The 26,746-nt window shown below is 37.5% G+C and carries 26 protein-coding genes and 1 pseudogene; 24 read left to right on the top strand and 3 right to left on the bottom strand.

Going from position 1 to position 26,746, the window contains the following annotated elements; all coding sequences use genetic code 11:
- Positions 1–80: 80 nt before the first annotated feature.
- The 4 genes from ACO6S2_RS06635 (at position 81) to ACO6S2_RS06620 (ending at position 4,445) form a co-directional block, all read left to right on the top strand.
- Positions 81–1,253, top strand: a complete 1,173-nt coding sequence (locus ACO6S2_RS06635; RefSeq protein WP_422361732.1) for a trans-sulfuration enzyme family protein — start codon at positions 81–83, stop codon at positions 1,251–1,253.
- 2 nt (positions 1,254–1,255) lie between these two features.
- Positions 1,256–2,431: a homoserine dehydrogenase gene (locus tag ACO6S2_RS06630; RefSeq protein ID WP_422361731.1), complete on the top strand. Its 1,176-nt coding sequence runs from the start codon at positions 1,256–1,258 to the stop codon at positions 2,429–2,431.
- Positions 2,432–2,589: 158 nt separating this feature from the next.
- Complete coding sequence (locus ACO6S2_RS06625; RefSeq protein ID WP_422361730.1) at positions 2,590–3,207, top strand: PAS domain S-box protein; 618 nt, start codon at positions 2,590–2,592, stop codon at positions 3,205–3,207.
- A gap of 80 nt (positions 3,208–3,287) precedes the next feature.
- The gene (locus ACO6S2_RS06620) at positions 3,288–4,445 is read left to right on the top strand and encodes a tol-pal system protein YbgF (RefSeq protein ID WP_422361729.1); all 1,158 of its coding nucleotides are present in this window, start codon (positions 3,288–3,290) and stop codon (positions 4,443–4,445) included.
- Here the strand turns inward: ACO6S2_RS06620 and ACO6S2_RS06615 are convergent, their stop codons facing one another.
- The 3 genes from ACO6S2_RS06615 to ACO6S2_RS06605 form a co-directional block, all read right to left on the bottom strand.
- Entirely contained in the window at positions 4,446–5,519 is a 1,074-nt protein-coding gene (locus ACO6S2_RS06615; RefSeq protein ID WP_422361728.1) for a glycosyltransferase family 4 protein, read from the bottom strand.
- Positions 5,520–5,731: 212 nt separating this feature from the next.
- Complete coding sequence (locus tag ACO6S2_RS06610; protein WP_422361727.1) at positions 5,732–5,833, bottom strand: NAD-dependent epimerase/dehydratase family protein; 102 nt, start codon at positions 5,831–5,833, stop codon at positions 5,732–5,734.
- An 8-nt stretch (positions 5,834–5,841) separates the two neighbouring features.
- Positions 5,842–6,948: a DegT/DnrJ/EryC1/StrS family aminotransferase gene (locus tag ACO6S2_RS06605; protein ID WP_422361726.1), complete on the bottom strand. Its 1,107-nt coding sequence runs from the start codon at positions 6,946–6,948 to the stop codon at positions 5,842–5,844.
- A gap of 216 nt (positions 6,949–7,164) precedes the next feature.
- Here ACO6S2_RS06605 and ACO6S2_RS06600 point away from each other — a divergent pair, with 216 nt between their 5' ends.
- From ACO6S2_RS06600 to ACO6S2_RS06505, 20 genes and pseudogenes are all read left to right on the top strand, one after another.
- Entirely contained in the window at positions 7,165–8,067 is a 903-nt protein-coding gene (locus tag ACO6S2_RS06600; protein WP_422361725.1) for a polysaccharide biosynthesis protein, read from the top strand.
- Positions 8,067–9,350 carry a hypothetical protein gene (locus ACO6S2_RS06595; protein ID WP_422361724.1) on the top strand — a complete coding sequence of 428 codons (1,284 nt, stop codon included), beginning with the start codon at positions 8,067–8,069 and terminating at the stop codon, positions 9,348–9,350. Before ACO6S2_RS06600 ends, ACO6S2_RS06595 begins: the two co-directional genes overlap by 1 nt.
- Positions 9,347–11,097, top strand: a pseudogene (locus ACO6S2_RS06590) (ABC transporter ATP-binding protein). The gene ACO6S2_RS06595 and the pseudogene ACO6S2_RS06590 overlap by 4 nt, the downstream one beginning before the upstream one ends.
- Positions 11,098–11,104: 7 nt before the next feature.
- The gene (locus ACO6S2_RS06585; RefSeq protein WP_422361723.1) at positions 11,105–11,788 is read left to right on the top strand and encodes a sulfotransferase; all 684 of its coding nucleotides are present in this window, start codon (positions 11,105–11,107) and stop codon (positions 11,786–11,788) included.
- A gap of 2 nt (positions 11,789–11,790) precedes the next feature.
- Complete coding sequence (locus ACO6S2_RS06580; RefSeq protein ID WP_422361722.1) at positions 11,791–12,885, top strand: DegT/DnrJ/EryC1/StrS family aminotransferase; 1,095 nt, start codon at positions 11,791–11,793, stop codon at positions 12,883–12,885.
- On the top strand, positions 12,882–13,586 hold the full coding sequence (locus tag ACO6S2_RS06575) for a WbqC family protein (protein ID WP_422361721.1): 705 nt from the start codon (positions 12,882–12,884) through the stop codon (positions 13,584–13,586). Before ACO6S2_RS06580 ends, ACO6S2_RS06575 begins: the two co-directional genes overlap by 4 nt.
- 1 nt (position 13,587) lies before the next feature.
- Positions 13,588–14,550, top strand: a complete 963-nt coding sequence (locus tag ACO6S2_RS06570) for a hypothetical protein (protein WP_422361720.1) — start codon at positions 13,588–13,590, stop codon at positions 14,548–14,550.
- A gap of 5 nt (positions 14,551–14,555) precedes the next feature.
- A complete protein-coding gene (locus tag ACO6S2_RS06565; RefSeq protein WP_422361719.1) occupies positions 14,556–15,527 on the top strand; it encodes a hypothetical protein in 972 nt (323 codons plus the stop codon).
- Positions 15,520–15,963 carry a GNAT family N-acetyltransferase gene (locus ACO6S2_RS06560; RefSeq protein ID WP_422361718.1) on the top strand — a complete coding sequence of 148 codons (444 nt, stop codon included), beginning with the start codon at positions 15,520–15,522 and terminating at the stop codon, positions 15,961–15,963. Before ACO6S2_RS06565 ends, ACO6S2_RS06560 begins: the two co-directional genes overlap by 8 nt.
- 1 nt (position 15,964) lies before the next feature.
- Positions 15,965–16,699 carry a class I SAM-dependent methyltransferase gene (locus ACO6S2_RS06555; RefSeq protein WP_422361717.1) on the top strand — a complete coding sequence of 245 codons (735 nt, stop codon included), beginning with the start codon at positions 15,965–15,967 and terminating at the stop codon, positions 16,697–16,699.
- A gap of 4 nt (positions 16,700–16,703) precedes the next feature.
- Positions 16,704–17,699: a glycosyltransferase gene (locus ACO6S2_RS06550; RefSeq protein WP_422361716.1), complete on the top strand. Its 996-nt coding sequence runs from the start codon at positions 16,704–16,706 to the stop codon at positions 17,697–17,699.
- A 7-nt stretch (positions 17,700–17,706) separates the two neighbouring features.
- Positions 17,707–18,483, top strand: coding sequence for a glucose-1-phosphate cytidylyltransferase (rfbF, locus tag ACO6S2_RS06545; RefSeq protein ID WP_422361715.1), 777 nt, complete (start codon positions 17,707–17,709; stop codon positions 18,481–18,483).
- Entirely contained in the window at positions 18,477–19,187 is a 711-nt protein-coding gene (locus ACO6S2_RS06540) for a sulfotransferase family 2 domain-containing protein (protein ID WP_422362436.1), read from the top strand. The genes rfbF and ACO6S2_RS06540 overlap by 7 nt, the downstream gene beginning before the upstream one ends.
- The gene (locus ACO6S2_RS06535) at positions 19,174–20,397 is read left to right on the top strand and encodes an acyltransferase family protein (protein ID WP_422361714.1); all 1,224 of its coding nucleotides are present in this window, start codon (positions 19,174–19,176) and stop codon (positions 20,395–20,397) included. Before ACO6S2_RS06540 ends, ACO6S2_RS06535 begins: the two co-directional genes overlap by 14 nt.
- A 235-nt stretch (positions 20,398–20,632) precedes the next feature.
- A complete protein-coding gene (locus tag ACO6S2_RS06530) occupies positions 20,633–21,721 on the top strand; it encodes a DUF6625 family protein (RefSeq protein ID WP_422361713.1) in 1,089 nt (362 codons plus the stop codon).
- Positions 21,708–22,778: a CDP-glucose 4,6-dehydratase gene (gene rfbG, locus ACO6S2_RS06525; protein ID WP_422361712.1), complete on the top strand. Its 1,071-nt coding sequence runs from the start codon at positions 21,708–21,710 to the stop codon at positions 22,776–22,778. Before ACO6S2_RS06530 ends, rfbG begins: the two co-directional genes overlap by 14 nt.
- Positions 22,775–23,962 carry a glycosyltransferase family 4 protein gene (locus ACO6S2_RS06520; protein WP_422361711.1) on the top strand — a complete coding sequence of 396 codons (1,188 nt, stop codon included), beginning with the start codon at positions 22,775–22,777 and terminating at the stop codon, positions 23,960–23,962. Before rfbG ends, ACO6S2_RS06520 begins: the two co-directional genes overlap by 4 nt.
- Positions 23,963–23,975: 13 nt before the next feature.
- Entirely contained in the window at positions 23,976–24,719 is a 744-nt protein-coding gene (locus tag ACO6S2_RS06515; RefSeq protein ID WP_422361710.1) for a sulfotransferase, read from the top strand.
- A gap of 59 nt (positions 24,720–24,778) precedes the next feature.
- Complete coding sequence (locus ACO6S2_RS06510; protein ID WP_422361709.1) at positions 24,779–25,837, top strand: glycosyltransferase family 61 protein; 1,059 nt, start codon at positions 24,779–24,781, stop codon at positions 25,835–25,837.
- A 1-nt stretch (position 25,838) separates the two neighbouring features.
- A complete protein-coding gene (locus ACO6S2_RS06505; protein ID WP_422361708.1) occupies positions 25,839–26,714 on the top strand; it encodes an NAD-dependent epimerase/dehydratase family protein in 876 nt (291 codons plus the stop codon).
- Positions 26,715–26,746: the final 32 nt, after the last annotated feature.

The following is a 26,746-nucleotide window of genomic DNA, read 5'->3' as shown; positions in this document are numbered from 1 at the left end:
CTGGAAAGGACATTTTTTTTGTCCAAACCAGACAATGGATCCTTGAAAAGTCTCCTTGTAAACTTTAAAAAAATAAAGACATGCAAGAGACAACAGAAATTTTACACGGCATCCTGTCAGACCCTTTGACAGGCGCACTCTCAACTCCAATTTATCAGACTTCTACCTTTGTACAAGATGCTCCAGGTGTTAACAAAGGCTTCGACTACAGTAGATCTAACAATCCTACAAGGCAAGTACTCGAAGAAACTATTGCCAAGCTAGAAAATGGAGCAGGTGGATTTGCATTTGCCAGTGGATTGGCTGCTGTAGATGCAGTGATCAAACTCTGTCAGGCTGGAGACGAGATTGTGGCTGTAGATGACATCTACGGCGGCACATTTCGTTCATTCGAAAAACTATACAAGAAATTTGGGATCACTGTTCATTACACGGACACCACTGATCCGGAAAATATTATAGATAACATTACCCCTAATACCAAACTGATCTGGTTGGAAACTCCAACCAATCCTACCCTAAAAATCACAGACATCGCAACCATTTCGAAAATCGCACATTCGAATGGTTGCCTTGTTGTGGTTGACAATACGTTTGCAAGCCCTGTATTACAAAAGCCATTGGATCTGGGGGCCGATATCGTGCTGCATAGCGCCACCAAATATATTGCCGGTCATTCTGATGTGATTGCGGGTCTGATTGCCGTAAAAACAAAGGAGCTGGCTGATGAGATTAAGTTCATTCAAAATGCTACCGGCAGTATTCTTGGGCCGTGGGACAGCTGGCTCACTATCAGAGGCATCCAAACCCTCGGGCTAAGAGTGGAGAAACAGTGTAGAAATGCAGAAATCATCGCTGAATATCTGCTCAATAAGCACGAGCTACAAATCGTGAACTATCCAGGGCTGAAGCAACATCCAAATCATGCGCTAGCCACAAAACAACAGAAATATTATGGGGCGGTAGTCTCATTTGCTTTCAAAGAAGACTCTAAAGAAAAAGCTACTGAATTTGTGACCAGTACCAACCTCTTTAAGCTAGCCGAAAGCCTTGGTGGCGTAAAGAGTCTTTGCTGTCATCCGGCCACCATGACACACAAAGGTACGCCTGATGATATCCGTAGAGCCGCCGGCATCAACGATTCACTAGTGAGATTATCTATCGGTACAGAAGACCCCTCTGACTTAATTCAAGATTTGGAAGAGGCCTTTGATAAAATTAAAACAAAAGAGAAAAACGCTGTATTAGCATAAGAATGAAAAACCTCAAACTAGGCATTTTCGGCTTCGGCTGTGTTGGACAAGGACTGTACCACGTACTCCAACAATCCAACTCCATTAATTCGGAAATAGTGAAAATCTGTATCAAGGATCTGAATAAACCCAGGTCCTTAGATGCATCCTACTTTACGGATGACAAGGATGAATTACTTCAAAACGATGAAATAGATGTGATCGTGGAGCTTATTGATGATGCCGATGCGGCGTTGGAAATCGTAACCACAGCTATGAACAATGGCAAGTCAGTAGTTTCAGCTAATAAAAAGATGATTGCCGAACACTTAGAGGAATTACTCGATTTACAGGAAAAGAACAAGGTCTCCTTCCTATATGAAGCTTCTTGTTGTGCGAGTATTCCTATAATTCGTAACCTGGAGGAATATTACGATAATGATCTGCTTTCTTCCCTGGAAGGGATTTTCAATGGTTCGACCAATTTTATCCTTTCCAAGCTATTGGGCGGAGGCCAAACCTACGATGAGGTATTAAAAGAAGCTCAAGATTTAGGTTTTGCAGAGACCGACCCTACACTAGATGTTGAAGGTATTGATCCTAAATACAAACTCTGCATATTGCTTTTTCATGCTTTTGGACTCGTCGCCAAACCCGAAGATGTATTCAATTACGGGATTTCAAAAATCAATGATTTTGACATTGACTATGCACATAAACATGGCTACTCAATCAAGTTGATTTCTAAATGCAGACGAGAGGGTGATAAAATTGAGGCCTACTGTTTGCCTACATTCATTCCAAATGGCGCCGTGCTGTCACAGACCCACAATGAATACAATGCTGTAGTGCTTGAAAGTGCTTTTTCGGAAAGTCAACTCCTATACGGCAAAGGTGCTGGAGACAAACCTACAGGTTCGGCAGTGTTATCGGATATTTCAGCTTTGAACCATGACTATAAGTATGAATACAAAAAGAGAGGCAAGAACAAAAACAAATTCGAATTATGCGAGGACTTCGATTTGAGACTCTATGTCAGATACAATGGTACCTCTCCTGATTTTGAAGACTTCGATTCCATTGAAGAAAAATACTACAGTGAGCAAGGCAATTTTCTTGTAGGCAAGATCAAATTGAAGAACCTAAAAAATTCTAGCTGGCTCAAAGAGGCGAGCATCAACACCATAGTGCTAAACTAGCATTATCCAAAGATTTCATAATTGAGAACCTGAACCCTATTGGCAGCCGGCTAGTAGGGTTCTCTTTTTTGAAAGAAAACCCTTCTTACAAATTTATTCTGCGTTCAGACTGATTTTCTCATCTCATATTAATAAATTTTCAGGCCTAACTATCAGCGATGAGAGAGAAAACAGAACAACTGCAGGAAACCCTGCAGCTTTTAGAAGCTATTCAAGACAGTACCACAGTGGCCAACCTGGTGGTAGCTGGCGACTATAGCATTGTCTCTTTCAATCGTCGTTTCAGGGAATTTCTGCTTAAGTATTGGTCTCATGAAGTATCCGTAGGTGAAATCAGCACCAACTTTGTCCATCCCGACAATATGGAAGATTTCAAACGAGAATTCAGTCTTGCACTAAATGGTAAAGTAATAAACGGCGAGCATCATTTTACAACAAAGGGTGGCAGGAGTATGTGGATTGCTGTAGAATACCACCCTGTAAAAGAGCTTCACAATGGGGGTAGCAAAGTAGCCTTATCATTTAGAAATGTTACACGAGAAAAATTATACGAGAAGAAAATAACTCAACAGAACAAAAAACTAAAAGAAGTAGCTTTCGTCTCTGCCCATCAATTGAGAGGCCCCATCACCTCACTCCTAGGTTTAACCAATCTTCTTTCAGAAAAACCAGACGACTGGTCCAACACCCAACTTTACATTCAAAAAATTCAGGAGCTCTCACAAAAGATTGATTGCGAAATCCGAAGTTTAGTGGGAAAAACAGAAGAAATTTAAATCCGTTTCTAAAGTCTTCTAGGTATTTGTCTAGCATGTGTTAGTTTTATGCTACAAGAAAATTTTCATTCAAGAATTTGATGCGAACACTCTTATTTATTGCTGTCATTCTCGTTTTGGCATTCGAAGCTGGAGCTACCCCAAACGACAGCATACCTGTGTTACTTACGGATACTGAAATTCAGATCGAGTGTACGGAAGGCATCAATAGCATGTACAATTTCGACTTCAAGCGAGCCGATTCTCAATTTCGCTGGCTCAAGGGTAAATACGGATGGCATCCACTTCCCTATTTTTTATTAGGCCTTAGCCAATGGTGGAGAATCGTGCCCAACATTCAAGACGAACAATATGATTCTGCCATGATCGCCTACATGGATAGCACAATACTAGTAGCAGAGAATATTCTGGCACATGGCAGCGAAGTGGAAGGAGGCTTCTTTCTTTCGGCCGCCTATGCTTTCAAAGGACGGCTATACGCAGAAAGACATTCCTGGAGAAAAGCCGCTACAGCGGGTAAGAATGCCATGAAGTATTTAGACTATTGCAGAAATCATGAAGAATTTGGTCCTGAGATTCTTTTCGGGGATGCATTGTACAACTACTATTCTGTGTGGATCCCTGAAAACTATCCTATTCTCAAACCTATCATGGTGTTCTTTAGAGATGGGGATAAAAATTTAGGACTTAAACAGCTCAAAGAAGTAGCCAACAATGCCTTCTTTACCAGAACTGAAGCCCAATATTTTCTAATGAGGATCATGGCAAATGAAGAAAATAACCGTCGTGCGGCTCTATTCACTTCTGAGTACCTGTATCAGACATTCCCGAACAACGCCTATTTCCACAGGTTTTATGCTCGGTTGTTGTACTCAACTGGGCAGCATGCCAAAGCTGAAGAAGTATCTTTATCTATTATAGCCAAAATCGACAGCAGTTATTTGGGTTACGAACAAAACAGTGGTCGCTATGCCGCCTTCTTCTTAGGTGAAATCAATGCGCATAGAGACGAGGTAGAAGAAGCTGAAAAGTACTATAAGCTGTGCGTGAAGTACGGCGACGAAATAGGAGCTCAAGAAAAAGGTTATTATTTGTATTCGGTACTTAACCTTGGTCGATATGCAGCAGATCGTGGAGAAAAAGAGTATGCCAAAGAGCAATTCAAAAAAGTAAAGAAGCTTGCGAGTAAAAAGGATAGAACCTATGACTTGGCCAAGGACTATTTAAAAAACTTATAGCTATTCAAAAAGGCTAAGGAAATTTTGTCTATTGGACACTACCGAATAAAACTGCTCCACTTTGCTTCTTCCCGCCTTTCCCATTTTTAAGCCCTGATCCCTGTTCTCGATCATAAGTTTCAAACCATTTAGCCAGTCTTCTGAAGTGTGACAATGTAAACCATTGACTTCCGACTCTACAATTTGTTGGTTGACACCAACAGGTGAAACGAGTACCGGTTTTTCCAAGGCCATAAATTGCAAGGCCTTAAATCCACACTTACCTTCTGCCCACTTATCGTTTTCTAATGGCATTACGCCAATATCAATTTGATTTAAATCTTCAATTTCTGTTGAGCTACTCCAGGGAACAAACCTTTGGTTTGGGAAAGGAGTCTTTGGAGTCTTGTCTGCAATAACAATAAATTGAAAGTCACAAACTTTGGACAACTCTTCTAAAACTGGCCTTAAGAGCTCTAAGTACTTTAACGTAGAATGTGTTCCAGTCCATCCAATTATAGGTCTGTTGGCTTTATTGTGCTTAGGAATATGCCTACCCGTCGTATCAATGGTAGTGGGATTTATACAAACTGATGGATTGAATTGCAAGGCATAATCCGCAAGAAACTGATTTCCAACACTAACCTTATCGCTCCACTTTATTATATGTTTTACTTTTTGTGGAAACTTGAGCCATGTCGCCAAACGATTCTCTGCGGTTGTATTCGGCATCCAAATCGCATCATCAAAATCATATATGACTTTTTTCTTTAAAACTTTGACCAAAAGCCACTCGATCACGGGATAACCTAATGGAGTAGCTTCTCTATGTATAAAAACAAAATCATATTTTTGTACACCGAACAGCATCCAAAACCTTCTGAGGTATCCGCGAAATATTCCTAATACCTTCTGAAGGTAATGGCCTTTAGAATAAAGAATGGACCAAGTAGAATCATCTATAAAAGTCTGGTATTTAAATTCAAACTCCTCCTCCAATAATATTGAAAAATACTGTTCAAATCGAAAACGCTGTGACCCAGCAGTGCCCTGCGGGTATGGAGTCAGAAACAATATTCTCTTTGGCCTGTTCATATTAGGTTAGCAATTTATACTTTTTCCAAAGAGGAGGTAATTTTTTTGTCAATTCCAAGGATCCAAATTTTACAAAAATTGATGCGTTGATGATTTCACCCAGCTCGCCATTTTTCCTAAACCTTCCACCAAGGAAGTGTTTGTTAAGTTATCAAAATGACTTCTTTTGATAAACGTGGCCTTTTGGGCTACATTTTGAATCATTCCTCTACTTAAATCATCCAAAACAAGACATCATGCTCTTTGGCAATGAGTTCATCTACAACATGAGAACCTATGAATCCAGCACCGCCAATAACTAATGAAATGGGCATAAGCTAAGTTAATGTGAATCATGAAAATGCTTGATGTGCTCGCAAACATAACTGACCTCCTCAGTACTCATCTCCGGAAAAATTGGCAAAGAAAGAATTTTACTGCTTTCCTCATGCGCGATAGGGAACTCTTCTTTTTTGTGGCTCATATATTGGTAACATTCCAGAAATGGTAGAGGTGTGGGGTAATGAATCGCCGTAGAAATGTTATGACTTTTTAGATATTCCTGAAGTTCTTCTCTGTTTTCCGCAGAAACGACATACAAATGATAAACAGGATTGGAGTTTGTATTGATTTTTGGGAGGCGCAAAGAGGATATAGCCTTTAATGCTTCGCCATAGTGAGTCGCAATATTCCTTCTTTGCGATGTCCATTCCAACAAATATTTTAACTTCACAGACAAGACAGCAGCCTGGATGGTGTCCAATCGGCTATTTATTCCTTCTATTTTATGTTGGTGTTTTACTAATTGACCATGATTGGCAAACTGCCTGCATTTTTCAGCCAGTTGATCATCATTGGTAACTATCCCTCCTGCATCTCCATAAGCACCTAAATTTTTACCTGGATAGAAACTAAAAGTTGCCGCATGGCTAACAGCCCCCACTGACAATCCGTCTCTGTCAGCTAGATGAGCCTGCGCCGAATCTTCTACAACGATTAAGTCATGCTTATCCGCTATTTTTTTTATTATATCCATATCAGCCATTTGTCCATACAGATGCACCGGCACAATGGCTTTTGTACTTGAGTTTATATTAGATTCAATTTGTTCTACATCGATCAAGTAATCTTGTCCGATGTCTACAAAGACTGGTTTGGCTCCAGTCTGTGAGATGGTTTCACATGTCGCTATCCATGAGCAAGCTGAGGTAATCACCTCATCCCCTTCTCCTATGCCTAGCATTTTGAGAGTAATATAAAGCGCATCAGTGCCATTAGCCACGCCAATACAATGCTTTGTTCCACATTGCATGGCAAACTGCTCTTCAAACGATTGTATTTTAGCTCCGCCTATATAATTGGATTGATCTAGTACCTCATGTATGGCTTGATCTATTTCAGTTTTATGCTGCTGGTATTGACGCTGCAAATCAACAAAGGGAATTTTCATATATTCTCATAATTTGAAGAGTAAAGTGAACCGAATTCGAGCATTTAATCAATCTATGATTACCCAAACTTACTTATATGATTAATTATTGAGTAGTTCTTTCGAAATTAAATATACGGACCATTATCATGAGTAAAGACTTAATTAATCATGATTAAATCTGCATTCATCGAAATATTAGAATCTTCATTTCCTGAAATCCTTTAACTTCGAACCATGCTGGACAACCAATCCATTTTTATCACAGGAGGAACTGGAACTTTCGGGCAGGCTTTCATTAATAAGACCTTGAGTGAATATACTGACATCAATTCAATCACGATCTATTCACGTGATGAAATGAAGCAGTATGAGCTACGGAGAAAATATCCATCAGGTCAATTTCCTATGCTTCGATGGGAAATAGGAGACATCAAAAATATGGATAGGTTGAGTGAAAAAATGAAAGGAGCTGATATCGTTATTCATGCAGCTGCCATGAAGCACATTCCTATCTGTGAAGAAAATCGTGAAGAGTGCCAGAAAACTAATGTTGAAGGCACCAAAAATGTGATCCACTCCGCGATGGAGTATAGTGTAAAAAAAACGATACAGGCTTCCACCAACAAAGCCGTAGACCCAATCTCTATCTATGGCAATTCTAAGCAAGCAGCTGAGAAATTATTTTTGAATGCTGGCAATGATATAAGTAAGTTTGTAATTGTGCGTTTGGGTAATATTTGGGAATCAAGAGGGTCGGTTGTACCTGTATTCAAAGAATTAGCTGAAACTGGCGTAATCTCGACCACACACCCTGATATGGCTCGGTTCTTTTGTACTGAGGAGCAGTCAGCCGATTGCTTGATATATACTATGAAGCCTATGGAAGATGGAGAGATCATTATTCCAAAGATGGAGGCCAAAAAAATTACTGACATTGCTATTGAGCTGGCTCCAGACTGTATTCAAAAAGTTGTTGGTTTGAAGGTAGGGGAGAAATTAGTATCTGATATAGAAATGGCTAGAGTTAATGAGTCAAGCGATTACTGGAATATGGCTAAGAACAAATTAAGTTTACTCACCTCCACCAAATTGCACCAACTAGACAGCGGCTTACTACTCAAGTATCAATTGAACTAATGGGCATTCAAGATCTCATTATTACTCCGTTTTACTTCTTTATACTGCTTGTTGCAGCATATATGATCCGTCCTTTGGTAACCAATTCGCTGACCAAGAAATATTTTATTCCTGGACTCTTAGCTAAATTCGGGGGAGCTATAGCCATAGGACTGGTCTATCAATTTTACTACTCATGGGGAGACACTTATACTTATTTTCGTGAAGCCAGGATAATTTGGAATATTTTTTTAGAATCACCAGAAAGCGCCCTTAGGCTTATTTTCCAATCTTCAGACAATGTCAATGACTTGTTTCACTATACCAATAGGATGTGGACTTTTAAATCTTCCAACAATTTTTCTATGATCCGAATATTGAGTTTTCTCAATCTTTTCACCTTCAGCACCTATTCGTCTACTGCATTGCTTTTAGCTTGTTTTTCTTTTGCTGGTTCGTGGGCTTTTTATTCGAGCCTTTGTCTTAGATACACAAGTGAACACAAAAAACTTGCGCTAGCTGTACTCTTCATTCCGTCAGTAATTATTTGGGGGTCTGGAATATTTAAAGATACAATTACTTTTGCGGCACTGATGTGGCTGGCTTGGTCTGCGTTTAACCTGATTGAGAATAGAAAGAATTCAGCCAGGTATTATATAGTTGGAGCCATTTCTATCATAATAATAGCAGCCATCAAAGTCTATATTATAATTTGCTTTATTCCTAATGTAGTCATCTGGTATTTTTTGCATAAGGCAGTAAACATCAAAAACGGCCTATTAAAAATACTCGTTGTACCATTTCTCATTGTGTTCGCCTTAGTATTTGCAATTTTTGGCGCACAACAAACGGCCAACATAGATCAAAAATATGCCTTAGAAAATTTAGCAACAACTGCTCAGATTACCGCGTACGACATAGCTTATTACTCGGGGGCTGGAGGGTCTACTTATACACTGGGAAGTTTAGATGGTTCCTGGGGAAGCATGCTGAAACTTACGCCACAAGCCATCAATGTTTCCATGTTTAGACCATATTTGTGGGAGGTTAGCAATCCGCTTATGCTACTGAGTGCATTCGAAAGTTTACTATTTACTCTACTAACGATCAAACTCATTTTTAGAAAAAATAACTTAATGACTACCATTATAGAAAATCCTTTTTTACTTTTTTGCCTAACCTTTTCCATCATTTTTGCATTCGCTGTTGGAGTAAGTACATTTAATTTTGGCACACTTGTCAGATATAAAATCCCATTAATGCCATTTTATGCGGCATTTTTAGTGTTAAGTAGCAAAAAATGAAGAAAGAGAGTATAGTTGCACATTTAACCAGATCCTGGAATTTACTTGATGTAAAATTCAAAAAGCAATCTTTTTTTATATTGATCGGGGTATGCTTGAATTCAATTCTAGAAATTATAGGCTTGGCCGCTATATTACCGATCATGGCTGCGTCGCTAAAAGATGGCTTTATTAAAGAGAACAAGTATTTACATCTTGCCTATTCATATCTAAATTTCAGTGACGAAAAGATGTTCATTCTATTATTATGCGGCTTACTTTTCTCCATCATTATTGTAAAAAATGGATTTGGTTTACTGATACAAAAAATACAATTTGAATTTTGTTGGAACGTCCATGAAAATATTTCAGCTAGGGTCATGCAAAAAGCCTATCAAAAAGGGTTTTCATTTTTTAACTCAAATAATTCCAATAAAGTATTTAATGACGTCGCAGGTATACCCATGCAATTTGCCAGACAGACTTTACTCCAAATTTTACAGCTATTTAACGAGGCATTCGTCTTGATCCTTATTATCAGTTCCTTACTGGCATACGATGCAATTATTTTGGTCTTGCTCGCTGCCGTTGTATTACCGGTGTTTTTAGTCTTTTATTCTTCTACTAAGAAAAAAGTTGTGGGAATAAACATGGAATTAAATAGCATGATCCCGCACATTAACAAACCGATTTTCGAATTGGCGTTTGGTTATGTTGATGTCGTGATTGGTGGAGTAATAAAATTCTTTAAAACCAAGTACACGAGCCAAATTAGAGAGGCAAAAGCATTAAGAGTTAAGCTGCTATTGATACAAAACATCCCCAATCGGTTGATTGAGATTTGTGTCATGCTTGCTGTGATTATCATTGTGGTGTATGGTGTATACACAATAGAAAATAGGTCATCCGTAGTCGTTCTAATAAGCATTTTTGGATTAGCCTCCTATAGAACTGTTCCTTCTATCAATCGGTTAATGGCTTCAGTACTGAGCATAAAAGGTCAAGAATATTGTCTAAACATTTTGGAGTCATTTTTGAAATCTTCCACAAAAGAAGATACAAACTCTCTTATCAACGAAACTTCCACTATAGTATTTAAGAATGAAATTTCTATCCAAAGTTTAGACTTCAAATTTGAAGATGCAAAGAAGAATGTGATAGAAAATTTGAATCTCAAAATAAAAAAAGGAGAAACCATAGGACTTTCTGGTAAATCCGGGTCAGGCAAAACTACACTAATGAATTTGATGCTTGGCTTTCTACAACCCACTGCAGGCGAAATTCGGATCGACAATACAGTACTAGCCTCAAACAATCTGGCCAATTGGCAAAATTAATCGGCTATGTAAGACAAGATGTTTTCTTAATAGATGGTAGTCTTACTGAAAACGTGGCTTTTGGGATACCTGAAGATGAAATAGATCAAAGCAAAGTAGATCAAGTAATCCAAAAAGCACAACTTGATGCAGTTGTAAAAGAGCTGGAAGGCGGTCTACATGGACAAATTGGAGAACGGGGTAACAAACTATCTGGAGGACAACGCCAACGTGTCGGAATCGCCAGAGCCTTGTACCATGGTGCAGAAGTCTTATTTTTTGACGAAGCTACGTCCGCGTTAGATACTGAAACTGAAGAAGAAATTACGCAATCCATCCGTCATTTACAGAATGAAAAAATAACAATGGTTATAATTGCTCACCGCCCGAGTACGTTGAGGTATTGCGATAAAATATATGAAGTGAGCAAAACAGGACTAATAGAAAGATAAGTAAGGAATGCTAAAAATTTGGCTGAGAAAAATTTTCAAATGGTTCTTTGGGGATTCTTATATCAAAACAAAAGTAAAACTTAGAAACAAGCAAAAAGTTTTTGTTATTGGCATGAATAAAACTGGAACAACCTCTCTTGAATATGCCTTAAGAGAACAAGGCTACATTCTTGGGCGTCAAAGAACAGCTGAATTGCTATTAGATGACCTTATCATAGGCAATTACGACTCTCTAATAAATTTTTGTAAAACGGCTGAGGCCTTTCAAGATTTCCCCTTTTCTGTTCCTGGGGTTTACAAAAAAATTTATGAAGCGTTTCCAAATAGTAAATTTATCTTGAGCCATCGAGACACACCTGAACAATGGTTCAACTCACTTGTTAATTTTCATTCCAAAATATGGGGAAATGGAAAAATTCCCACTGATAAAATTCTAAAACAAACCAGTTACGTTTATTTGGGATACCCATGGAAGTCTATGCAATTTCTATTCGGCAATAAGATCTACGATAAATCTAAGTACTGTGAAATATATCAGAATCATATCTCTGATGTTACGAAATTTTTTGATTCTCGTACAGACCAGTTGCTAACGTTAAACGTAGCAAATGAAGACAGCTACACTAAATTTTGTCATTTCCTGAATGTAGTTCCAATGCATTCTAGTTTCGGTTGGTTGAATAAAACATGATTATGAAAAAAATTCAAGTGACAGAGCCATTCCTTCCTCCAAAGGAAGAATACGAAAAATACCTTGACGGTATATGGGAAAGGAATTGGCTTACCAATATGGGTCCACTTTCACTACAACTTGAAGAAAAACTAAAAGATTACTTGGGATTGAATTACGTACAATTTGTAGCTAATGGCACATTAGGATTGCAATTAGCCGTTAAAGCTCTAGGATTGGAAGGTGAGATTATTACAACCCCATTTTCATATGTCGCTACCACTTCCAGTATTGTCTGGGAAGGATGCGAGCCAGTTTTTGCAGATATAGATCCAAATTCACTAAATATTGACCCTAACAAGATTGAAAATGCCATTACTACACGCACAACGGCTATATTAGCCACACATGTTTTTGGCAACCCGTGTAACATTGATGCCATTAACAAGATCGCAAAAAAACACGACTTGAAGGTAATATATGATGCAGCACACTGCTTTGGTACCATGTACCGGGGCAAGTCTGTGTTTTGCTTCGGAGATATCAGTATTGCCAGTTTTCATGCAACCAAGACTTTCCATACTATAGAAGGCGGTGCAGTAATGTCCCAGGATCAGGCACTAAATGAAAAAATTTACCATATGAAAAATTTTGGTCATTCTGGACCTGGTAATTTTGTAGAGTTGGGCATAAACGGAAAAAACTCAGAATTCCATGCGGCCATGGGTCTGGCCAATCTACCCTACATAGCTGACATATTAGAAAAAAGAAAGAGTGATTCGGCATTGTACATTGAGCATTTGCCTAAAGAAAATATTGACTACCCGGTTATCAATGCAAAAGCCAAATACAATTTCTCATACTTCCCAGTGATATGGCCGTCGGCTGAGGTTTGTCAAATGATAACCCAAGCACTTGGTGATCAGGAAATTTATCCTAAGAAATATTTTTACCCTTCCTTGTCCACTTTGAGCTATGTAGAACAAATGAAGTGTCCAATCTCAGACGACATTGCTAACCGGATTCTTTGCCTGCCTTTGTATTATAATTTGCAGGGAACTGAAATTAAACAAATAACTAAGATTATAAAACAGACACTCAAGAAAGCCGCCCAATGAGAATTGCCATCATGCAACCTTACTTTTTGCCATATTTAGGCTACTTCCAGTTGATGAACTTGGTTGATGTGTTTGTGATCTATGATGAAGTCCAGTATACAAAAAAAGGTTGGATCAATCGCAACAGAATACTGGTCAATAACGATGCACAAACAATTACGCTTCCCCTCAAAAAGGATTCGGATTATCTCAACATCAAAGATCGAATTTTAGCCGATCACTGGCCGAAAGAAAGAAAAAAACTGCTCGCCAAAATCTATAACAGCTACAAAAAAGCCCCGGAATTTGATAAGACCTATGATTTACTAAAGGGTATATTCGAATATGATGAACAAAACCTATTTAAATTTATTCAATTTAGTCTAAAGCAATTAATGAGTCATTTCAACATCACCACTCCATTGGTTGTATCTTCTGATATACCTTTCGACAACAAATTAAAATCTAGTGATAAAGTTTTGGCTATTTGCAAGGCAAACGAAGCAACTCACTACATCAATCCAATTGGTGGATTAGAGCTTTATGACAAGAAACAATTTGAAGCAAAGGGTATGAAGCTGAATTTCTTGAGATCAAATTTGTCTATCTATCCACAATTTGAAAATGAATTTGTTCCAGGTCTTTCTGTAGTAGACGCTATGATGTTTAACTCGCCGCAAGAGTTATCTAATTTGATTCATAATGACTTCGAACTAATTTGATATGGCAAAGTGGGAAAAAATTGGATTAATTTTTAGTCCTCAAAAAGATGGTACAAGTACATGGTCTGAAACTTTTGCCCAAGCACCTTGTGCGGTAGTACACAGTAATTTCGTTCGGGTTTATTTTTCTACAAGGCCAAAACCGACAAATGGTCAATATGTGAGCAATTCGGGCTATGTAGATCTAGATAGAAACAACCTTACCAAAATCATTGGCAGGTCAAAGCACCCAATATTACCCTTAGGTAAATTGGGGACATTTGATGAATTTGGAATATACCCAGTATCTGTAATAAAAAATCAAGATGGTCATTATGTATGCTATTATGCAGGATGGACGCGATGCGCATCAGTACCATTCAATGTGGCTATCGGAATGGCCATAAGCAAAGATGATGGACGTACATTTGAGAAGATAGGCGAAGGTCCCATATTACCTTACACACCCGATGAACCATTCATTCTGAGTGGGCCTAAAATTCGAAGATTCCAGGATCAATGGGTACTTTGGTATATCGCCGGCCGGAAATGGATACTTGACGAAGGTAAACCTGAACCAATTTATAGTATTCGGATGGCCACTTCTGACAATGGACTGGACTGGACTCGCTACAATCGAAATCTTATTCCAGATATCTTAGAAAATGAAGCCCAGGCAAGCCCGGATGTAATTTATCATGGCGGTAAATATCATATGTTTTTCAGCTTTCGTCATGGGCTCAACTATAGAGGTAAAAAATTTGGTTACCGAATCGGTTATGCCCATTCGTCAGATATGATAAACTGGACTCGAGATGACAGTCAAGCGGGAATTGATATATCTAAAAGTGGCTGGGATGACGAAATGATCTCCTACCCTAATGTTTTTGAACTAGACGGAGAAATTTACTTGTTTTATCTTGGGAATGACGTAGGGAAAGAGGGTTTTGGACTGGCTAGGTTAGTCCCTGGAACATTAACTTAAAGATTATGAAGTGGCGAAAATTAGGTAAGGTTTTTGACCCTACAGAGCATAGATTGCCCAACAATTGTGAATCATTTGCACAATCTCCACAAGCAATAGTTCTTGAGGATAGAGTTCGCGTTTATTTCTCTTCACGTGAAAAGGAAGGCAACGGCCCAATGTTCCTTAGCCGGGTGCTTTATGTTGATTTTGCAAAAGATATGATCAACATACTGGCCATTTCACCACAGGAAGTTCTTCCTCTTGGTGAACTGGGTACATTCGATGAGCACGGTATCTTCCCATTTAGTCCAGTACGGGTTGGCAACCAGATTTATGCATATACCTGCGGCTGGAGCCGACGGGTTTCCGTACCCGTAGAGACGGCTACTGGATTGGCCATAAGTGAAGACAATGGCAATTCATTTACCCGAATAGGTCCCGGCCCTGTGTTAGGCTCCTCACTCAAAGAAGCCATGCTTGTAGGAGATTCATTTGTATTACCTATAGACGACAAGTTCTACATGTGGTATATCTACGGAGAGAAATGGAAGCCTGCCACAAGCACCGAGCCCCCAGCAAGAATTTACAAAATTGGATTTGCACAATCCAAAAATGGCATTCAATGGGAAAAAGAGGAAGGCAGATCTGTCATTGGTGACGTTTTGGGCCCCGACGAATGCCAGGCACTACCTACAGTCATTCGATTGGGTGGCATGTTTCATATGTATTTTTGCTTCCGAGAGGCAACTGATTTCAGAAGAGACCCTGATCGAGGATATCGATTGGGCTACGCCTATTCCCAAAATGGACTAGATTGGGTGCGGGATGACAACTTGGGCGGCCTTGAGAAAAGTGATTCTGGATGGGATAGCGAAATGATGTGCTACCCTCATGTATTTCAGTTAGACGAACAGGTATATATGTTGTACAATGGTAATGAATTTGGTCGTCAAGGTTTTGGCCTGGCAAAATTAGAATCCATGAATAATGCCTGAGTATACTTTTTTCGAAAATTTAAGCACGACCGAAGACATCTTTAAACATTTGTTGATATGTGATGAGAGTTTTAAGCCACCGCTATCTGAAACAATAGAATTGGGTCAATATGCCCAAAAGCTCTTTGAGCATGCAACAAGATTAGAGTTTTGGACTGACAATGATCTAGTTGCACTGTCTGCTTTCTATTTGAAAAAGGAACTAAAAAGCGCATTTATTACTAATTTCAGTGTTATACCATTGTATACCGGAACTGGTCTAGCTCAAAAACTAATGAATTATACACTTGAATATCTGAGTAACGCGGACATAACAACAATTGAGCTCGAAGTAAAAAAAATAAACAAGAGAGCCACCGGATTCTATTTTAAAAATAATTTTGAGAAAAAAACAGAAGGTAATCAAAGCCTTCTTCTGAGAAAAACATTATTATAAAATGAGCAGAGACTACAACCAGGAGTTAAAAGATACCAAAGACCACAAGTACGCCTACAACTTTGACTTTGATGTAATGCATCCATTTATGATTAAATCTTTCAAGCCATTTTTTAATTCACAAAATGTACTTGAATTGGGGAGTTTTAAAGGCGATTTTACCAAAAGGTTGATGCCATTGTTTGATGACATCACCTGTGTAGAGGCTTCAAGCGAAGCCATTGATAAGGCCAAAGCTGAATTAGACGGAAACATAAAATACCACCATGATCTATTCGAAAATGTCCAACTTCCTGAGAAATATGACAACATCATATTGACTCATGTATTAGAGCATTTGGATGATCCAGTTGGTTTAATGAAAAGAATAAACGATGAATGGTTGACAGATAATGGTCGATTCTTTCTTGTATGCCCAAATGCCAACGCCCCTTCCAGACAAATTGCTGTAAAAATGGGATTGATAAGCCATAATACTGCCGTAACACCTGCCGAAGAAGAACATGGTCATCGCATCACCTATACACTTGACTCTTTGGAAAGAGATGCAAGGGAAGGCGGACTGCGTGTAATTCACCGATCTGGAATTTTCTTTAAGGCATTGGCCAATTTTCAGTGGGACAGGCTACTTCAAACCGACATTATTTCAGACGAATACCTTGAGGGCTGCTTTCAATTGGGACAACAATACCCAGATCTTTGTTCGAGTATTTTCTTAGTTTGCGAAAAGGGATAATTCGATGCCATCTACAACTCCGTTGGTCACCGTTTGTGTAATTACTTACAATCATGCTGCTTACATACAACAAGCTTTAGACAGTGTTTTAAAACAAAAAACCTCCTTTTCATGGACCATTTTAGTCGCTGATGATTGTTCTACAGACGGTACAGACAATATTCTTCAAAGATATAAGGCAGAGCATCCGGAAAAGCTTCAATTGATTCTTCAGAACAAAAATCTAGGACCAGCACAAAACTCTATTGATCTTTTGAGTGCTCCAACTACAACTTACGTGGCCTACCTCGAAGGCGACGATTACTGGACCGATCCCAATAAGCTCCAAAAACAGGTGGACTTTTTGGAAAATAATCCAGAATACTCGTTCTGTTTTCATAACGTAGATGTCGTTGATAGTTACAACAAGAGTATCTTAAATTATGGAGGTCAAAAAAGTTGGTATAACCAGTCATTTAGTCGAAATGAATTAATCAATGGGAAATTTTTATTTCACTCATGTAGTGTAGTATTCCGAAACCAGCTAGCACTTCCTGATTGGTTTTCCAAAATCCCAACTGGAGACAAAGCATTACAAAAATTATGGGGAACTAAGGGGAAAGCCTATTGCTTTGAAGATGTAATGAGCTCATATCGTGTACACAATAATGGTATTTCAAAGACAATCGACTTCTTCACAAATCAAAAAAACAAAGAGAAGAGAATTCTCAATGAATTACAAATGCAACATGGAATTCTTAGTGAAATTAAACAATGGCCAGAACATCAAAAACAACCGGTTCTAGACAAAATAAAATGGCATACCTTCCAATTAAAATTTGTGGGAAAACCCATGTGGGAACGATATAAATATTTATTGATCAATTGGCATCTCTTTATAAAAAATTATACCTCAATATTTCATAAATCAAGAATATATGCCTTTATTAAGATACTTGCCTATTTGGGTGATTTCCCAGAAAGAGTAAGTAAAAAATTAATTCATATTTTATACGAATAAGTAACCAATGAAGACTGTAATATTTGCTGGTGGATTGGGATCAAGAATCTCCGAAGAGTCCCATTTAAAACCAAAACCGATGATAGAGATTGGTGGTAAACCCATACTCTGGCATATCATGAAAATTTATAGTCATTATGGGTACAACGACTTCATTATTTGCCTAGGATATAAGGGATATATAATTAAAGAGTACTTTACGAACTACTTCATTCACAATGCAGATATCACGGTGGATCTATCAGATAACTCCACCACAGTACACAAGGACAATTCTGAAGATTTCAAAGTCACTTTAGTTGATACCGGACTGGAAACCAAAACTGCAGGAAGACTACAAAAAGTAAAAAAGTATTTAGAAGGTGAAGAAGATTTTATGCTTACCTATGGAGATGGTGTATCAAATATTGACATAAAAGCCTTGGTCGAGCATCATAAACAAAACAAAAAAATTGCAACAGTAACTGCTATCCAACCTGCTGGCAAATTTGGCGTTCTTACGCACGATCAATTAGGTAATATTTCTAAATTCACTGAAAAACCATCGACGGAAGGCTCTTGGATCAACGGTGGTTTTTTTGTACTCAACCGGAGAGTATTTGATTACCTTCAATCCCCTATGGATAATATTATGTGGGAACAAGAACCAATGAAAGCACTGGTGGCTGATGGTGAGTTAACCAGCTACCGACACAGCGGATTTTGGAAATCTATGGATATTCTCCGGGACAAAGTGGAGCTGGAAAACCTTTGGGAAAATAACCCACAGTGGAAAGTATGGTAGCGCAGCACAAAGCAGAGGCTCTGAGATTGCGTGATGATCTTTATTTCAGAAAACTCAAACTGTTCAAGTACAGAATAAAAAACTGGTACCAGCCTCATAGATACGAATGGTCGTTCGTGCCATTTTATGCCAACAAATGTATTTTTGTTCATATACCTAAAGCAGCAGGCATTGCTATCTCTCAATCCCTGTTTAACAATCTAGGAGGAGGGCATGAAACCATACGGTATTATCAAGAAATATTAAAACCCAGTGATTTTGATAGCTTCTTTAAGTTTACCATTGTCAGAAACCCTTGGGACCGTCTCTACTCGGCCTATGAATATTTAAAACAAGGTGGGTTTGGAATCAACGACAAGAAATGGTTTGATGAAAACATAGCAAAATACAACAGTTTTGAAAATTTTGTAATGAATTGGCTGTCAATAGAAAACTGTAAAAAGTACATACATTTTTTACCTCAAAAACACTTTATAGAGAATAAACATGGACAGGTTGAATTAGATTTTGTTGGTAATTTTGAAACTATTCAAGATGATTTTTCGGAAATTTCCAAGCAATTAAAAAGAAGAATACAACTTAAACATATTAATTCGCGAAAAGTGTCAAGGAATTACAAATCAGCATATACTAAGGGAATGATTGAAAAAGTAAGAGAGGTATATTCTATAGATTTGGAAGTCCTAAACTATGGTTTCGAATAAATATTCAACCTCGCAAACTCTTATTAAAAGAAGCAACCAAGATCTAGTAGAATATCTTGATGGGCTCCGAGGAATTGCTGCCATTATTGTGATCTTAGCTCACTTAAGGGTAATGTTTTTTGTGCAATCCCTTGAAGACCTTTCCTTATTTCTTTCAGATCATTTGGATACTACACTGCTTACTAAATTTACGCTTGGGATTATTAGCTTTTTTTTTGACGGCAATTTTGCAGTGTATGTATTTTGGGTGTTAAGTGGATATGTCATATCTATCAAGCTTTTCAAAAAAAAACAGCTTTCCTATTTACTTGAGGCTATTACGAAGAGATACTTCAGATTGATGTTTCCCTCACTTGCTTCTGTTCTATTAGCATATCTATTACTTAATCAAAAGTTATTTTTCCACCATGAACTCGCAATTCAATTAGGTGAAGGGTACGTAAATGGATGGCTAAACAAACATTACAATTTTGAGGCGAATTTTTTCAATGCTCTTAAAGATGGGATTTGGGATACCTTTTTTCATTTTAATGTCAATACATCCTACAATACTTCTTTATGGACAATGAAACCGGAGTTTTATGGTTCCTTGACGTGTTTTTTAGTTTTCGCTCTATTTGGAACTAGAAATTGGCGCTATTATGTTTATTTCGTCATTTTTGCAATTACTCTTTACTTCAGCAATTATTGGCTAGCAAGCTTTTTGGTAGGATTTTTTTTGTGTGACATGGATCATCTACCATCCCAAACTGGATTTCTTTTTCTGATTATAAATAAGATTTTTGCCTATAATTGGATAAACATTGTTCTGTTATTACTCATATTAGCATTAGCTGGTTTACCGAATTATTTTGGAATATCAAACTTAATTCTCAGTTCACTATTAATATTTCTAGTTCTCAAATCAACACACCTGCAAAAAGTATTAAGAAGACCCATTTTCTTGTGGCTTGGGAAAAATTCCTTCGCAATCTATTTGCTACACCTCCCTATCTTTTGTTCTTTCACTGCCTATCTTTATCTCCACTTAACTATAAATGACCCATATAAAATAGTCTTAACAATATTGGGTAGTCTAATTTTACTATTCATGTCATCACAATATTTCACTAAATGCATTGACAAACCAAGTGTAATAATTGCCAATAAAATTGGAAAATTAGTTACTAACTTGATATCCAAAGAAACAAAACTGCGAACACATAAATAAATATTTTCAATTACAACAAATATTAATCTCGCTTTAAGTACTTGTATTAATAAATGCCATTATCTCTAATTACTTGATTGTCTTATCCGCCAATAAAAAAAATCAGCTTAAATTTCGTTGCAAGTTTATTTACATTTGAACTCGGTCAATTTACCTTTCATTTAAAACTGTAGCCACGAGCAAGTTTTTGATTGAACCTTTAAGATTTATTAACAAACATTATTACAGGCAACAAATGAATGAAATCGAAAGATCCAATCTTAGTATCTGTTTATTTATTTTCTTTTATGGAAACTTGCCTACATATTTCAACATCTTCTTAAAAGGCGCTGAATTTAATTCCCAAATAAACTTCAAAATTGTAACTGATATTACTCCGCCCGAGGAGTTGCCTCCAAATGTCGAATTTGTTCAATTGACAATATCAGAATTTTGTGCACTTGCTCAAAAAAAGACAGCTGCAACTATCGATGAAAATATCCAGCCTTATAAATTCTGTGATTTCAGACCAGGCTATGGACTGATCATGCAAGACTATATCAAAGACTTTGAATATTGGGGCTATTGTGATTTAGATATGATCATGGGAGATTTAAGCACATTTTTAAAGCCCTTGCTTGGGAAGTATGATCTAATCAGCTCGAGAAATACATGGATGCATGGACCGTTATCTATATACAAAAATTCTACGGTGGTCAATAAACTGTTCATGCAAGGAAAGGATTGGAAATTGATTTTTGAGTCCAATGATTACTTGGGGTTTGATGAAACAGGCAAAAAAATGGGGCATTTTAGAAGTGTAATTGACAAAAGTCAAAATTTCTTATCTGTAAAGACATTACCCTTATCTAACAGAAAGGATATCGAAAGTTTTACAGAAGTTGTTTTTAGATTCAAAAATGAGTTGAACAGCTATGCAGAAGAAATGGTTGTTGATACCATAGAACAAAATGAATATGTAAGCTATAATAATGGAAGTATTACTGATTTCCATAAAAAGGAGTGGCCTTGCTATCATTGGGTTATGGAAAAAAAACTCAATCAGTTTTCCTACCCGAATTGGTCAACTGTCCCTGATCAATTTATCATCAACCGGTTCGGCTTTTTTGACTCAAATTCAGTTAGTACACTGAACTACAAAATCCAGATTATCAAGAGAGACTTGATCGGAAAGATCAAAGATACACGAGATATTATATGGCTAGCTAGAAACAACAAGTGGAGCTCTTACTACAATAAAAAATACTTGGATTCAAACTCTAGTTTAACACGCATTCTAAAATTAGTATTACACCTATCTGACAATGTAGATGAACAACCTTAAAAAAACCTTTGCTGGACAAAAAGTACTCCTGACGGGACATACCGGATTTAAGGGAACTTGGATGCTTTCCGTATTGGATATGCTTGGAGCAGAAGTTATTGGCTATGCACTGACACCAGAAGCCAATTGTTTATACCAAAGTATCAATGGCGACCGTCTTTGCCAGTCTATTATTGGTGATATACGTAATAAGGAATATTTGGATAAAGTAATTCAGGATTGTCAACCAGATTATGTTTTTCATCTGGCGGCACAAGCTCTGGTTCTTCCTTCTTATGAAGACCCACTCTATTCTTTCGAAGTAAACACATTAGGTACAGCTTATCTAATGGAATCACTCCGAAAATTAAATAAGGAATGTAAGGCGGTGATAATTACTACCGATAAAGTGTACCGAAATCTAGAGACTAGTAAAGCTTACAGCGAAGACGATAAGCTCGGAGGACATGACCCCTACAGCGGTAGTAAAGCAGCAGCAGAGCTAGTGGTTGATTCATACATACGAAGCTTTTTTGAAAATCAACTGTCTCATGTTCGAGTCTGTGTTGCAAGAGCAGGCAATGTGATTGGCGGTGGAGACTGGTCTGATCACAGAATTATTCCTGATATTGTGAATGCCATCCACCAAAACAACCCAATTGTACTCCGAAACCCCGCAAGTATTCGTCCATGGCAGCATGTATTGGACCCCATTTTTGGCTATCTGGTTTTGGCGAGTGGAATGAAAAATACATCATTACCAAATGCTTTCAATTTTGGGCCAGACCCTCAGGAATCAGTTTCTGTATTAGAATTAACCAAAAGAGCAGTAGAAATTTGGGGTTCAGGCAAAATAGAAATGGACAACCAGCCCAATACTCTACATGAAAGCCAGCAACTGCTATTGAACTCCTCTATGGCTATGAATAACCTCAATTGGTGTCCGGTTTTGTCACAAATGGAAAGTATTGATTGGACCATAGAGTGGTACAAACAAGTATTGATAGACAAAACTCCAGCGCTGGATGCCCTTGACCAACAAGTGGCAGCCTACTTTAAGCAATTTCAGAGTAAATGAGAGTTTATGTCGTCATTTATAATCTTAGTATTGGAGGTATTTTCACTTTCGCGCAAAATCTGGTTACCAATCTAAGAAAAAAACACAAAGTGGACGCTTCAATTTATGTCTACATTCCAGAGTCCGTTGCCCTTAACAAGGTACTTGTTCAAAAATCCGGAATTCCGGTTGACACCGCGTACAAGAACCAAACGTCCATCCGCTTTTTTAATTTATATTATAATATTGTGAAGGCACTCTTTCCAAAATACGATGCCAGATCCAAAACATTAAATTTCTTCTTCAAAAGAAACATTAAGAAGAAAAAAATAACGATCCTTCACAGCAATTATCAGCATTGTGATTCTGTGTGTCTCAGAATAGCTGAAGAGTCAGAAATTAAAGTCATAATCACCGATCATGGCAGCTACCGAATGACGCCACTCCCCAAAAATCGGCTTGATCTTATGCAAATAGTGGCTTCTAAGTCTAATGCACTTATAGCATTAACTGACAAGACACAGGAGAATTTCTCAAAGCATAACATTGAAGTGTCACAAACCCTGGTTTTCAAGAAAATTTACAATGGAATAGACCTTTCAAGGCTGCCAAATTCCAGTTTTCAGATCGATACCATAGAACCAGACGATTTTGTTTTTGGAATGCTGGCAAGAGGAACGAAAGAAAAAGGATGGGAAATTGCGATCAAAGCATTCGAACTACTCAAGGCTAAAAAACCTAACCAAGGCATCAAACTTGTGCTTACTGGTGAAGGGGAATATTTACAGCAGCTTTCAAGGCAATATGAGAAGCATTCCGATATTATTTTTACCGGAGCTACCAATAAACCTCTAGATATTATCCAACATTATCATGTAGCCCTATTCCCATCATATCTCAACGTAGAATCCATGCCATTTTCGATCATTGAGTACTTGCAGTGCGGCAAACCTGTACTTGCTTCTTGTATTGGGTCGATTGAGGAAATGTTGAGTACTGATGGCCAATTAGCAGGAGATGTCATTTCCTTAGACCAACTAAACGCAGAGAATTTGTCAAGATTGATGAATTTGTATCTCGAAGACAATAGTTTAGTAGAAAATAAGTCTGAGTTAAGTCTTAAGGCAGTAAAAAAATTCGATTTGAATATGATCTCAAAAAGTTATTTAGATGTATACAACCTAATTAATCGATCAAAGCGCTAAAATTTATTGCATAATGTTGAATAACCTAATAATCAAAGCATTTCGATTTATTGAAAGAAGATTTTTATATCAGTACTTCATTCGGAAAAACACTAATAAAAAAATTATTGGGATAGGCCTTCAAAAAACAGGCACTACTTCCTTGTATATTTTCATGAGTTGGTTGGGATACAATTGCAAACACTATGTGCCTGAAATTTTTAATGAAAAATCGATGGGTAGCTCTCCAATTTGCAGACAAAACGAGTTATTGGATTTATCCATGCCGAATCTCTCAAGGTACATTGATAAATATGATTTTTTGGACGACAATCCGTTCGGTAAACCGGAGGTCATTCAGAAGATTATAGATGAATGGCCAAATACCAGATTTATTTGCACCGTTAGGGAAAAAGAAGATTGGATACAAAGCGTAATTAAACATATCAATCAAAACTATTATCAAGAACAGTTTGAATATAGAAAACAAAATTATGCAAACTACGATATCAAAAACGATATAATTCTTACAGCAAATAATATTGGAATGTTAGAATATATGTACGGGATTCCCTACAAGAGCATTTCTAGGTCGTTCTTGTCTGAATATTGGGACAATCACCAAAAATTTATTTCCAAATTACAAGCGGAGTTCCCTGAAAACGTAATAATTGTAGATGTGAATAATTATGAGGAGGCGACAATAAAAATTTGTACTTTTCTCAAAGTGCGAATACCGCTATTTTTCCAATTTCCACATGCAAAAAAAACGGGTTAACTTCAGAAATAGGAATTACAGAAAGCCACCTTTTTTCACGACTCTACTACAAAAAAGTAATGTTTACTCGCATTTATTCTTACCTAAATTTTAATATTTGGCTAATTGTCAATGATCATTATACTCCCAATCAGCAATACCCCAATGCTAAGCATTCTACTTTCGACCTAACAGGCTATATCCAACAACTTTCTGTCTCATTTCATAAATCCATAGTAAACCAAACATGCCTGATAGAACCACAAATCGGCTGGGCCATACATGGAAGAACTATAATTGCAGAATCCTATGCTTTCTGGACCAATGTAAGATCAGGTTGGCCACCCTTGCCATCGCTCCTTAGGTCCCTCAATCCATTCAAAAAAACCAGAACGTTGGATAAAGCAGTTTCCTTTCATTATGGATGGAACAACTACTATCACTTTTTTGCTGATACCTTGCCACAAATTAAGTACTGGCAATCGCTAAATAAAAAAGATATCCCTTGGATAGTGCCTGATTATATCAAAAATATTGAGTTTGTACAGGCATACATCGCCCAAGATCCAATCTTCGAGGGACAAGAAATCATCTATCAGTCCTCCGAAGAATATATACGCGTTCTTTGTGAAACACATTTTATCAAACGATCCCGAGTAGGAAGTGTAGAATTACAATCCATTGTCGACCAGTGTTTGTCCAAGTTGACAAAGAAAACATCCAAATCGGATAAAAAAATATTCTTGATAAGAAAGGGATACCGAAGTGCTACGAATTTGAATGAGATAATTTCAATCGCAACATCGCACGGATTTGAGCCTATTCAAACAGATCATATGAGTTTAGCAAACCAGGTCGAGCTTTTTTCAAATACACGATGGCTCATTGGATTCCATGGGGCAGGACTGACTAATATGATTTTTAGGAAAGACCGGAAAATGAGTGTTTTAGAACTCTTCCCAAAAAACAAAATTCCCTTACACTATTGGCACCTTACGATTGATTTTGAATTCAACTATTCATATTTGATTGGTGACGATTATGTCTCTAAAAAAAGTGAGCAATATCATGTAGACCCAAGTCAATTTGATCAAGCCATCCAACGCATGTTGAATGAAGATCCTTCGTTAAGTTTGTGATATGAAAATTGCAATAATTGGCTCAAATTCGTTTTTAGCACAATCAATACGAAAACATGTTTCTAATCATAAATTAATAGGGTTTGCTCGGAAATCAGAATGGCCATTTGATTACCCTTCCCATGGTGTTGAAAGTTTAAACATCAATCTTTTACTCGACTTTGATTTGATTATTTACTGTGCTGGTGCAGGAATACAGCCCAACCACTCCGAATCAGAAAAAACGATCGAAGCCCTCAACTTTGAGCAACCAAAGCAATTGATCAATCACCTCCAAAGGGCCAATTTCAAAGGTCAGTTGATCACCTTTGGCTCCTATTTTGAAATTGGAAATACTGATCAAAAAAAGCCCTTTACCGAAACAGAACTGATTGCCTCCTACAACTCTTTGCCAAACATCTATTGTAAGTCAAAAAAGAAACTTACTAAGCATATTAGTGAGCAATTATCTAAATCTTCATTTAACCACCTGCATCTGATTTTAACCAACATCTATGGCGTCGGAGAAAATGAAAGTAGGTTATTCCCTTACTTGGCCAGATCTTTCAAAGCTGGTCAAGAAGTATCACTAACTTCTGGTGAACAGGTTAGACAGTTTACGCACGTCGATGATGTGGCAAAATTTATTCTAAGTAGCAAGAGTAGAAGTCTAAATGGCATTTTAAATTTTACCAACCCAGAATCAACAAGTGTCAGGTCAGTGATAGAGACATTTGCAAAACTGATGGATTACCCTAAAGAAAAGCTGAAATTTGATACAGCAAACCGCAAAGATACTAGCATGGAATTTCTTGCCCTTAACACAAGTAAACTGAAACACATCACACCGGATTTTGAATTCGTGACACTGGAAGTTGGTTTGACCGAATATATTTGAGTCTCTCTTCTGTTTTGTCCAATTTAGCATTC

This window comes from Reichenbachiella sp., assembly GCF_965233835.1.
GTDB lineage: Bacteria > Bacteroidota > Bacteroidia > Cytophagales > Cyclobacteriaceae > Reichenbachiella.
The sequence above is the reverse complement of the archived record's forward strand: the minus strand, read 5'-3'. Positions and strand labels throughout refer to the sequence as shown.

Excerpts from the sequence above, each read along its gene's own strand:
- ACO6S2_RS06635 (WP_422361732.1), top strand. The coding sequence starts at position 81 with ATGCAAGAGACAACAGAAATTTTACACGGCATCCTGTCAGACCCTTTG.
- ACO6S2_RS06630 (WP_422361731.1), top strand. The coding sequence starts at position 1,256 with ATGAAAAACCTCAAACTAGGCATTTTCGGCTTCGGCTGTGTTGGACAA.
- ACO6S2_RS06625 (WP_422361730.1), top strand. The coding sequence starts at position 2,590 with ATGAGAGAGAAAACAGAACAACTGCAGGAAACCCTGCAGCTTTTAGAA.
- ACO6S2_RS06620 (WP_422361729.1), top strand. The coding sequence starts at position 3,288 with ATGCGAACACTCTTATTTATTGCTGTCATTCTCGTTTTGGCATTCGAA.
- ACO6S2_RS06615 (WP_422361728.1), bottom strand. The coding sequence starts at position 5,519 with ATGAACAGGCCAAAGAGAATATTGTTTCTGACTCCATACCCGCAGGGC.
- ACO6S2_RS06610 (WP_422361727.1), bottom strand. The coding sequence starts at position 5,833 with ATGCCCATTTCATTAGTTATTGGCGGTGCTGGATTCATAGGTTCTCAT.
- ACO6S2_RS06605 (WP_422361726.1), bottom strand. The coding sequence starts at position 6,948 with ATGAAAATTCCCTTTGTTGATTTGCAGCGTCAATACCAGCAGCATAAA.
- ACO6S2_RS06600 (WP_422361725.1), top strand. The coding sequence starts at position 7,165 with ATGCTGGACAACCAATCCATTTTTATCACAGGAGGAACTGGAACTTTC.
- ACO6S2_RS06595 (WP_422361724.1), top strand. The coding sequence starts at position 8,067 with ATGGGCATTCAAGATCTCATTATTACTCCGTTTTACTTCTTTATACTG.
- ACO6S2_RS06585 (WP_422361723.1), top strand. The coding sequence starts at position 11,105 with ATGCTAAAAATTTGGCTGAGAAAAATTTTCAAATGGTTCTTTGGGGAT.
- ACO6S2_RS06580 (WP_422361722.1), top strand. The coding sequence starts at position 11,791 with ATGAAAAAAATTCAAGTGACAGAGCCATTCCTTCCTCCAAAGGAAGAA.
- ACO6S2_RS06575 (WP_422361721.1), top strand. The coding sequence starts at position 12,882 with ATGAGAATTGCCATCATGCAACCTTACTTTTTGCCATATTTAGGCTAC.
- ACO6S2_RS06570 (WP_422361720.1), top strand. The coding sequence starts at position 13,588 with ATGGCAAAGTGGGAAAAAATTGGATTAATTTTTAGTCCTCAAAAAGAT.
- ACO6S2_RS06565 (WP_422361719.1), top strand. The coding sequence starts at position 14,556 with ATGAAGTGGCGAAAATTAGGTAAGGTTTTTGACCCTACAGAGCATAGA.
- ACO6S2_RS06560 (WP_422361718.1), top strand. The coding sequence starts at position 15,520 with ATGCCTGAGTATACTTTTTTCGAAAATTTAAGCACGACCGAAGACATC.
- ACO6S2_RS06555 (WP_422361717.1), top strand. The coding sequence starts at position 15,965 with ATGAGCAGAGACTACAACCAGGAGTTAAAAGATACCAAAGACCACAAG.
- ACO6S2_RS06550 (WP_422361716.1), top strand. The coding sequence starts at position 16,704 with ATGCCATCTACAACTCCGTTGGTCACCGTTTGTGTAATTACTTACAAT.
- rfbF (WP_422361715.1), top strand. The coding sequence starts at position 17,707 with ATGAAGACTGTAATATTTGCTGGTGGATTGGGATCAAGAATCTCCGAA.
- ACO6S2_RS06540 (WP_422362436.1), top strand. The coding sequence starts at position 18,477 with ATGGTAGCGCAGCACAAAGCAGAGGCTCTGAGATTGCGTGATGATCTT.
- ACO6S2_RS06535 (WP_422361714.1), top strand. The coding sequence starts at position 19,174 with ATGGTTTCGAATAAATATTCAACCTCGCAAACTCTTATTAAAAGAAGC.
- ACO6S2_RS06530 (WP_422361713.1), top strand. The coding sequence starts at position 20,633 with ATGAATGAAATCGAAAGATCCAATCTTAGTATCTGTTTATTTATTTTC.
- rfbG (WP_422361712.1), top strand. The coding sequence starts at position 21,708 with ATGAACAACCTTAAAAAAACCTTTGCTGGACAAAAAGTACTCCTGACG.
- ACO6S2_RS06520 (WP_422361711.1), top strand. The coding sequence starts at position 22,775 with ATGAGAGTTTATGTCGTCATTTATAATCTTAGTATTGGAGGTATTTTC.
- ACO6S2_RS06515 (WP_422361710.1), top strand. The coding sequence starts at position 23,976 with ATGTTGAATAACCTAATAATCAAAGCATTTCGATTTATTGAAAGAAGA.
- ACO6S2_RS06510 (WP_422361709.1), top strand. The coding sequence starts at position 24,779 with ATGTTTACTCGCATTTATTCTTACCTAAATTTTAATATTTGGCTAATT.
- ACO6S2_RS06505 (WP_422361708.1), top strand. The coding sequence starts at position 25,839 with ATGAAAATTGCAATAATTGGCTCAAATTCGTTTTTAGCACAATCAATA.